This is a genomic window from Actinomycetota bacterium, from assembly GCA_035759705.1.
Classification (GTDB): domain Bacteria; phylum Actinomycetota; class CADDZG01; order JAHWKV01; family JAHWKV01; genus JAJCYE01.
Genome location: DASTUJ010000215.1, coordinates 1 through 8,160, shown reverse-complemented (window position 1 = coordinate 8,160; position 8,160 = coordinate 1). Strand labels below are relative to the sequence as shown.

Genomic DNA, 8,160 nt, shown 5'->3' with positions numbered 1-8,160 from the left:
ACGCCCAGGATGCGGTGGCCGAGACCTGGCTGGTGGCGTGGCGGCGCTTCGACGAGATTCCCGGCGAGCCGCTTCCCTGGCTGTTCGGGGTGTGCCGCAAGGCGCTGTCGAACAAGCGCCGGTCGCAGGGCCGGAGGGTTGCGCTCCACGACCGGATCGCCGGGGGAGCGCCGCTGCATCAGCGTGACCACGCCGACGCGGTCGGCGAGCGGAGCCGGATCGAGACGGCACTGCGCAGTCTGAAGGAGCCGGACCGGGAGGCCCTGCTGCTGACCGCCTGGGAGGGGCTGAAGCCGGCGGAGGCTGCGGCCGCCCTGAACTGTTCGGCCCGCACCTTCTCGGTGCGCCTTCACCGGGCGAAGGCCCGTCTGGCTAAAGAGCTCGCCCTAAGTGAAGCAGTCGAACTGTTGCCGGCAAAAAGAGTTGCAGTCGAGGAGGCGCCATGAGCCCGGTCGAAAACGATGTTGTGCGGATCACGCAGTCGGTAAACCCGGTGCCCGACGAGACGGTGGCGGGGAGTGTCGAGACCGAGGAAGCTCGGCGCCTGCTGGCCGTGATCACGGCGGACCCGGCGGCTGCGTCCCGGCGGAGCGGAGTCCGGCTCAGGTTCGGTGTCCCGGCGGCGGTGTCGATGGCTTTGGTCATCGCGCTGCTGGCGGCGTCGCTGCTGCGGGGGGGCCCGGAGCCGACCCCGGACTTGGCCTCGCCCGGTCCGACCGACGGTTCTCCCATCACCATCGAAAGAATCGCTGCGGTGGCTGCCATGCAGCCGGAGGTGACCCTGCCCGACGGCGGATTCCGCTACACCAGGTCGGAAGCCCGTTACACGTCCACCACCGTTCGTTCACAGGACTCCTACACCGTTTTCGAGTCGACGATCCGGGAGATCTGGGTCGCCGAGAACGGGGGCGGGCGGCTGCGTACCGAGGTCGGCGAGGTTGAGTTCCTGAGCGAACGGGACGAGCAGGCGTGGGAGGCCGCGGGCAGGCCCGAGATCCGCCGGGACTCCGTCTCCGACCACCGGTTCCCCGGGGGTGATCCCGGAGGCGCCGACCTGTACTTCGAAAACTTCGACGGTCTTCCGGCCGACCCCGACGCGATGTACCGGGTGGTGGAGGAGCGGTCCAGGAACCAGGGGATCACGCTTCACCAGCAGATGTTCGACACGGTGGGGTCGCTCCTGAGGGAGACGAATGCCCCTCCCGACATCCGGGCAGCCCTGTTCCGGGCGGCGGCGAAGATCCCGGGGGTCACCCTGACCGAGAACGTGACCGACCCCAAAGGCCGGCCGGGAGTTGCCCTTTCGCTTTCCTACGACCCCGGGGGCCGGATCATGAGGAACGAGCTGGTCTTCGACCCGAACACTTCGGCCCTGCTGGCCGAGAGCCAGTACGTGATGGAGAAGTCGCCCAACGTGTTCGCGACGGGGCGGCCCGACAAGCCGCAGCCGACGAACGGCCCAACGCCGGCGCCGGAACTGGACATCTACGGAGCCCTTGCTCCCGGCACGCAGGTTGGGGGAGCTGTGTACCTCGTATCGGGGGTCGTCGACTCGGTGGAGGAAAGACCCTAGGCATCAAAGGGCCCCCGAAAGGGGGCCCTTTTACCGTCCGCTACTTCCCGTGCCGCTCGGCGTTGGCTGCAAACGCGTCCCGGCTGTACTCCGCCAGGCCGGGCGCGATGCCGTCGTAGCGGGCCTTGAACCTCGGGTCGTCGACGTACATCTGTCCGAGGCCCCGGTGGATCTCGAAGCTGCACTCGTAGAACCACTTGGTGATCTGCCCCCGGTGCTCCTCGGCCAGGTCCATCGCCTCCGGGCTGTCCGGATCGACCCCGGCCTCCATGGCTTCCACGAACCGGCGCTCGAGGTCGCCGCCCTCCTGCCTGATCCGCAGCCAGTCGGCCTTGCCGTAGGACGCCGCCTTTCGTTGCGACTCCTTCCACGGCTCGGTGCCGCCCCAGCGCTCCTCGGCCTCCTCGGCGTAGCCGGAATCTAGGAAGTCGCCGAAGATCTCGATTCGCTCCTCGGGCGTCAGTGAGATGCCCATCTGTTGTGCCTCCATTTCGTATTCAAGTGACGAGACCATTGCCTGCAGGCGCCCGATCCGGCGGCTCAGCAGCTGGTGCTGGCGCCGCAGGTGGTCGGCGGTGCCGGCCTTCGGGTCGCTCAGGATGTTCACGATGTCCTCCAGGGGAAAGCCGAGCTCCTTGTAGAACAGGATCCGTTCGAGGCGCTCCAGGTCCGAATCGTTGTACAGGCGGTATCCCGCCGGGCTGCGCTCGCCCGGCGACAAAAGGCCTATCTCGTCGTAGTGGTGCAGGGTCCTCACGGTTACCCCGCTGACCCCTGCCACCTGTCCTACCGACAAGCTCATCGTTCTCCCTTTGCCTCGGCAGCCGATGGATCGAGAGTAAACCCTCACGTTACGTAAGGGTCAAGTGAGGTTTGTAAAACCGCCGGAGGGGCAAAGGTCCGTTCGGCTCCAGGACCGGGCCAGCGAGGACCCTTGGGAGGTGCAGATGATCCGTCCGGTCGGAGGCAGCAAAGGATGTATGACGATGATCGTCTTTTCGATTGTGGCGTCGGTTTTCCTGACCGTCGTCGTGAACCTGCTCTTTGCGATGGCGAGGTAGACAACGGTTGCCGCGCTGCAGTGCACCCCAACTGCAACGCAGGGTACGCTGCTAACACCTGCAGAGTTGTTCGGTCGATTGGAACTCGGTGAACCCGGCAAACGTTGTTACCTGGGCGCGCATCGCCCTCATCCCGGTCTTCGTCTACTTCATGTACCGGGCGGGAGACTCCACCCGCATGGAGACTGCGACCTGGTGGGCGCTGGTCGTGTACGTCGTTGCGACCTTCAGCGACTACCTGGACGGTTACCTGGCCCGCAAGCTCGACATCATCACGCGGATGGGCCAGTTCCTCGACCCGCTGGCGGACAAGTTCCTCGTGCTGGCGGCCCTCATATGCCTGATCGTCTACCGGGGCCTGCCGATCTGGGCCACGGTGATCATCGTCGTCCGGGAGGTTGCCGTCGTCGCGTTGCGGTCGGCCGCCATGAAGCGGGGCAACTCGATGCCGGCCGCCCACCACGCCAAGAACAAGACGGCGCTGCAGCTGGTCATGGTCCTGGCCTGGCTGTTCCCCCGGACCGGTGCGCTGGTCGTCGTGCAGGACGTCCTGCTGTACGCCGCAGTTGCGGTGACGGTCTACTCGGGGGTCCGCTACGGCCTGCTGAGCAAGAGCCTTTTGACGCCGGCAGAGGGATCTCCGGCAGCGTGACGCCGTGAAGGCCGAGGTAATCACCGTCGGTTCGGAGCTTTTGTTCGGGACCTTCGACAACACCAACCTGCTAAAGATCTGCCGCGAGCTGGAGGCCCGGGGAGTGGAGGTGGCGTTCGCCACGACCGTCGGGGACGACGAGAAGGCCATCGCAGGCTGCATCTCCGCGGCCATCGCACGTACCGACGCCGTGGTCATCACCGGCGGCCTGGGGCCGACCCACGACGACGTGACCAGGGAAGCCCTCGCAGCTGCGACCGGCCGCGAGCTGGAGTTCCGGCCTGAGCTGGAGGCGGATCTGCGCCGGTTCTTCGAGTCCCGGGACCGGCAGATGAACGAGATGAACCTGATCCAGGCCTACGTCCCGGAGGGATCCGAGCCGATCCCCAACCCGGTGGGCACCGCCCCCGGCATCCTCCTCGAGCACGAAGGCGTGCCGGTGTTCGCGCTGCCCGGGGTTCCGGCGGAGATGGAGGACATGTTGATGCGCCGCGTCGTCCCCGAGCTGGCCGAGAGGTCCGGCGGCAACGTCTTCGCCAGCCGGATCCTGCGGGCAATCGGCCGGGGCGAGTCGGACCTGGCTTCGATGATCTCGCCGATCGTCAAGGTGTGCCAGGACTGCGGTGAGCCGTCGGTGACGATCCTCGCGTCCCGCGGGGAGGTGGCGATCCACCTGCGGGCCGGCGGGGCGGACCGGGCGGCGGCGCTGGCCAAGATCGAGCCGGTCGAGGCGGATCTCCGGGAGGCGCTGGGCAGCCTGGTCTACGGCCAGGACGACAGCACGCTGCAGTCGGTCGTCAGCGCGATGGCGCAGGAGAGGGGGCTGACCCTGGCGGTGGTCGAGTCGTTCACCGGCGGGGCGCTGGCCTCGCGCATCGTTGCGGTTCCGGGGGCGTCCACGGTCCTGAGGGCCGGGTACGTGACCTACGCCATCGAGGCCAAGGTCTCCGAGGTCGGCGTTCCGCAGGAGACCATCGACCGGTACGGCGCGGTGTCGGATCAGACCGCGCGGGCGATGGCTTCAGGGGCCCGGGAGCGGTCGGGGGCCGACATCGGCCTGTCGACCACCGGGGAGGCCGGGCCGAACCCCGGGGAGGAGCCGGTCGGGACGATGTTCATCGGCCTGGCGTGGGACGGCGGCTCGCTGGCGCGCAAGTTCGTCGCCGCCGGGGCCCGCGAGGACATCCGGGAGTGGGGCAGCCGGGCGGCCCTGGACACCTTCCGCCGCTGGATGCTGGAGGAAGCCTGAGGCTCTTCGTCGCAGTGGATGTGCCGGAGCGGCACCGCAACTCGATCGAGGCGGCGGTTGCGCCTCTAAAGGCGGTCCTTCCGGGGGCCCGGTGGACGTCGCCGGCAACCTGGCACGTCACGCTGAAATTCTTCGGGGAGGTTGCCGAGGATCAGTTGGACCACCTGAAGGAGGGCATCGGGCGGGCAGCGGTCGGAGTGCCTGCGGTTGAGTCCCGGCTGACCGAGATCGGGGCGTTCCCGTCGATGGCCAAGGCCCGGGTGTTGTGGGTCGGCATCGAGGACGCCGGGTCGAACCTGGCCCGGCTGGCGGAGCGGATAGGGGCCGAGTGCGGGCTGTCCGACGACCGGCCGCTTCACCCCCACCTGACGCTGGCACGCATGAAGGTTCCGGCGGCGATCGCCCCTGCCGTCGACCGGTTCCGCCCCTATGCGCTGGAGGAGGAGCCCTTCGTCGTCGACCGGATGACGCTCTTTCGCAGTTACACCGAGCGGTCGGGTTCCCGCTACGAGGTGCTGGACACCTGGGCTTTGTCCACAGATTAAAGGCCTGGGTGGCTGAAATTCGAGCGCCGCACCGGCGGGCGGGGACCTATAATCACAGGTGTGTAGTTCTCTGTTGATAACTTTTCTTCAAATACTTGCGTTCGAACAGGCGTTCGATTAGTTTTCTGTCATACCCCCTGGCTAGTCTGCCTCTCAGATGGTCATCAAAGTCGATGGTCAGTCCAACGGCAAATGACTACAACGGTTGCGGGGACGAAGGAGGACAAGGTTGATTGAGTCAGGACGGGGAATCAGCAACGCCGGGGACAAAGCTCGAGCGGTTGATCTAACCAGGGCCCAGATCGAAAAGCAGTTCGGCAAGGGCGCCATCATGAAGCTCGGTGAGCGGGTCAACACCCCCATGGAGGTCATTCCCACCGGCTCATTGGGCCTGGATGTGGCGTTGGGCATCGGCGGCCTCCCCCGGGGCCGGATCGTTGAGATCTACGGCCCGGAGAGCAGCGGCAAAACCTCGCTCTGCCTGCACGTGATCGCCGAGGCGCAAAAGCTCGGTGGGATCGCAGCCTTTGTGGATGCCGAGCACGCCCTGGACATCGTCTACGCCCGCAACCTCGGGGTGAACGTCGACGAGCTTTTGGTGTCGCAACCGGACACCGGCGAGCAGGCCCTGGAGATCACGGACATGCTGGTCCGCTCCGGTGCCATAGACGTGATCGTCATCGACTCGGTGGCGGCCCTGGTGCCCAAGGCGGAGATCGAGGGCGAGATGGGGGACTCCCACATCGGCCTGCAGGCCCGCCTGATGAGCCAGGCCCTGCGCAAGCTTGCCGGCAACGTGAGCCGCTCCAACACGCTGATCGTCTTCATCAACCAGCTCCGGGAGAAGGTAGGTGTGATGTTCGGCTGCTTCTCCTACGGAACCAGGATCACGCTGGCGGACGGCACCCAGGAGAAGATCGGCAAGATCGTCAACCAAAAGCTCCCGGTCGAGGTTCTCTCCTACGACCCGGTTGCAGGGGCGGTAGTCCCGAAGAAGGTCATCAACTGGTTTGACAATGGCGTCACCGAGCAGTTCCTGAGCTTCAGCGTCGCCCGTCCAGGCGGCAACGGCCGGGCGCAGTTTTCCTGCACCGACAACCACAAGATCCGCACCCCGGCTGGTTGGAAGGAGGCCGGCGAGCTGTTGGTGGGGGACCGGGTCCTCCAGGCGACCCCGCACTACCTGTCCGACTTCCAATGGGAAGTTGTGCTCGGCGGCTTGATGGGTGACGGCGCACTGTCCTCCTCCAACAAGGGCCACGGCGCCCGCTACCGCTTCGGGCACGGACAGAAGCAAGTTGAGTACTGCGACTGGAAGGCGAGTCTTCTCGGCAACATCGGGTCGTCCCGATCCACCAATGAGAAGGGAGTCGTGTTCTACGACTTCAAGCCGCTCCCTGAGCTGGCCGAGTTGCGCAAAGCGGTCTACGTCGGGGGCAAGAAGGTCCTGAGCCACGACTATCTGAAGAATCTCTCGGCATTGTCCTTAGCCATCTGGTACATGGACGACGGCGGCTTTTCGCTTCGGTCCAAGGGCGTCCACGAGCGCACCGCCGGCGGCAGCGGACGTTCCGAGATCTGCATTGAGGCAATGGAGCCGGCTTCCCGGGACCGGCTGGTCGAGTATCTGGGGGACACCTGGAACCTGCGGCCCAAGCTGATCGAGCGAGCAGGCACAGCGGTCCTCAGCTTCCCGAGGTTCGAGACCGACAAGCTGCACGCCCTCGTCGCTCCGTACGTGCACCCGAGCATGCAGTACAAGCTCCTGCCCAGGTTCCAGGGGCAGTTCAACGTCGAGCCGCAGTTCGTGGAGAAGCGCTACGAGCTGCTGCCCTTCCCCATCACCTCGATCGGGGTGAAGCCGAAGACCAGGAGCATGCACCGCTTCGACATCGAGGTCGAGGGAAGCCACAACTACCTGGCGGACGGCGTGGTGGTCCACAACAGCCCCGAAGTGACCTCCGGGGGGCGGGCTCTCAAGTTCTACTCCTCGGTCCGGCTGGACATCCGCAAGATCGAGAACCTCAAGAACGGCCAGGAGGTCGTTGGGTCCCGGTGCCGGGTGAAGGTGGTCAAGTCCAAGGTCAGCGCCCCGTTCCGGCAGACCGAGTTCGACATCCAGTACGGCCACGGCATCTCGAAGGAGGGCTCGCTGCTGGACACCGCCATCGACCTCGGGATCGCCACGAAGTCCGGGTCCTGGTACATGTACGACGGCGACCAGATCGGGCAGGGCCGGGAGAACACCAAGGCCTTCCTCTCCGAGCACATGGACGTGTTTGCCGAGATCGAGTACAAGGTCAAGGTGGCCATGGGGATCATCGTCCCCGAGGGCTCCGAGGCGCCGACCGAGGCCGAGAAGCCGATCCTCAACGGAAGCCCCAACGGCAACGGCAAGGTCACTCCCACCAGGTGATGACCGGCGCCAAGACCACGGTGCAGCCCGACGGAGTCGAGGATGCGATGAAGCGGGCAATGCGGTTACTGGCGGTGAGGTCCCGTTCTTGTCACGAGATTCGGGACCGCCTCGGCCGTATCGGCTTCGACGAGGCAACGGTCGAGGCGGTGGAGTTGCGGCTGCTGAACGTCGGGTTGCTGGACGACGGCGCCTTCGCCGCCGAGGTGGTGCGCCGGGGGGTCGACACGGGCCGGTCGGCGCGATTGGCCCGCCAGGACCTCTACAGGTTCGGGGTCGACGCCGAGACGGCCGACGAAAGCCTGGTGGAAGTCGACGAGCCGGGGGCCGACGAGGAGCGTGCGTTGCGCCTGGCGGAGCGGAAAGCGGCCTCCTGCCGGAACCTTCACATCGACAAGGCGGTGGCCCGGGTGGTGCGCCATCTGTGCAGCAAAGGGTACGGCCCGCAGGTGGCGTGGGACGTCACCCGGCGCGTATTTCGCGAGCTCGATTTGCCGAGTGATTGACCCCCTCCGGACCCAAGTCTAAAATTGGCGCAGCCGGCCTGAGGAAGGTTGCGTCAAAGCATCGGCCTGAATTGCTTGCGTTTCTTCAAACAAAGTCCGCTGTCAGACAAAAAGTTGGGGTTGTGAGGAGTTGAAATTAAAGGGTCTTTGACTTTCTA

Annotated in this window: 8 protein-coding genes; 7 read left to right on the top strand and 1 reads right to left on the bottom strand. The window is 65.9% G+C overall.

Annotated elements, in window-relative coordinates:
* Both VFV09_15240 and VFV09_15235 read left to right on the top strand, forming a co-directional pair.
* Window positions 1-446 (top strand): sigma-70 family RNA polymerase sigma factor (locus VFV09_15240; GenBank protein HEU4869064.1); only part of this gene is annotated, 446 nt, incomplete at its 5' end.
* On the top strand, window positions 443-1,573 hold the full coding sequence (locus VFV09_15235) for a CU044_5270 family protein (GenBank protein HEU4869063.1): 1,131 nt from the start codon (window positions 443-445) through the stop codon (window positions 1,571-1,573). The genes VFV09_15240 and VFV09_15235, both read left to right, overlap by 4 nt.
* A 40-nt stretch (window positions 1,574-1,613) precedes the next feature.
* Here VFV09_15235 and VFV09_15230 read toward each other — a convergent pair whose 3' ends face one another.
* Complete coding sequence (locus VFV09_15230; protein HEU4869062.1) at window positions 1,614-2,375, bottom strand: MerR family transcriptional regulator; 762 nt, start codon at window positions 2,373-2,375, stop codon at window positions 1,614-1,616.
* Between the two features lie 347 nt (window positions 2,376-2,722).
* Between VFV09_15230 and pgsA the strand changes: the two genes are divergently transcribed.
* The 5 genes from pgsA (at window position 2,723) to VFV09_15205 (ending at window position 8,002) form a co-directional block, all read left to right on the top strand.
* Entirely contained in the window at window positions 2,723-3,286 is a 564-nt protein-coding gene (gene pgsA / locus VFV09_15225) for a CDP-diacylglycerol--glycerol-3-phosphate 3-phosphatidyltransferase (GenBank protein HEU4869061.1), read from the top strand.
* Window positions 3,287-3,290: 4 nt separating this feature from the next.
* Window positions 3,291-4,535, top strand: coding sequence for a competence/damage-inducible protein A (locus tag VFV09_15220; protein ID HEU4869060.1), 1,245 nt, complete (start codon window positions 3,291-3,293; stop codon window positions 4,533-4,535).
* Window positions 4,478-5,080 carry an RNA 2',3'-cyclic phosphodiesterase gene (gene thpR, locus VFV09_15215; protein HEU4869059.1) on the top strand — a complete coding sequence of 201 codons (603 nt, stop codon included), beginning with the start codon at window positions 4,478-4,480 and terminating at the stop codon, window positions 5,078-5,080. The genes VFV09_15220 and thpR overlap by 58 nt, the downstream gene beginning before the upstream one ends.
* Before the next feature lie 229 nt (window positions 5,081-5,309).
* Window positions 5,310-7,496 (top strand): recombinase RecA, encoded by a 2,187-nt coding sequence (gene recA, locus VFV09_15210; protein ID HEU4869058.1) that lies wholly within the window; start codon window positions 5,310-5,312, stop codon window positions 7,494-7,496.
* Window positions 7,496-8,002 (top strand): regulatory protein RecX, encoded by a 507-nt coding sequence (locus tag VFV09_15205; protein HEU4869057.1) that lies wholly within the window; start codon window positions 7,496-7,498, stop codon window positions 8,000-8,002. The genes recA and VFV09_15205 overlap by 1 nt, the downstream gene beginning before the upstream one ends.
* Window positions 8,003-8,160: the final 158 nt, after the last annotated feature.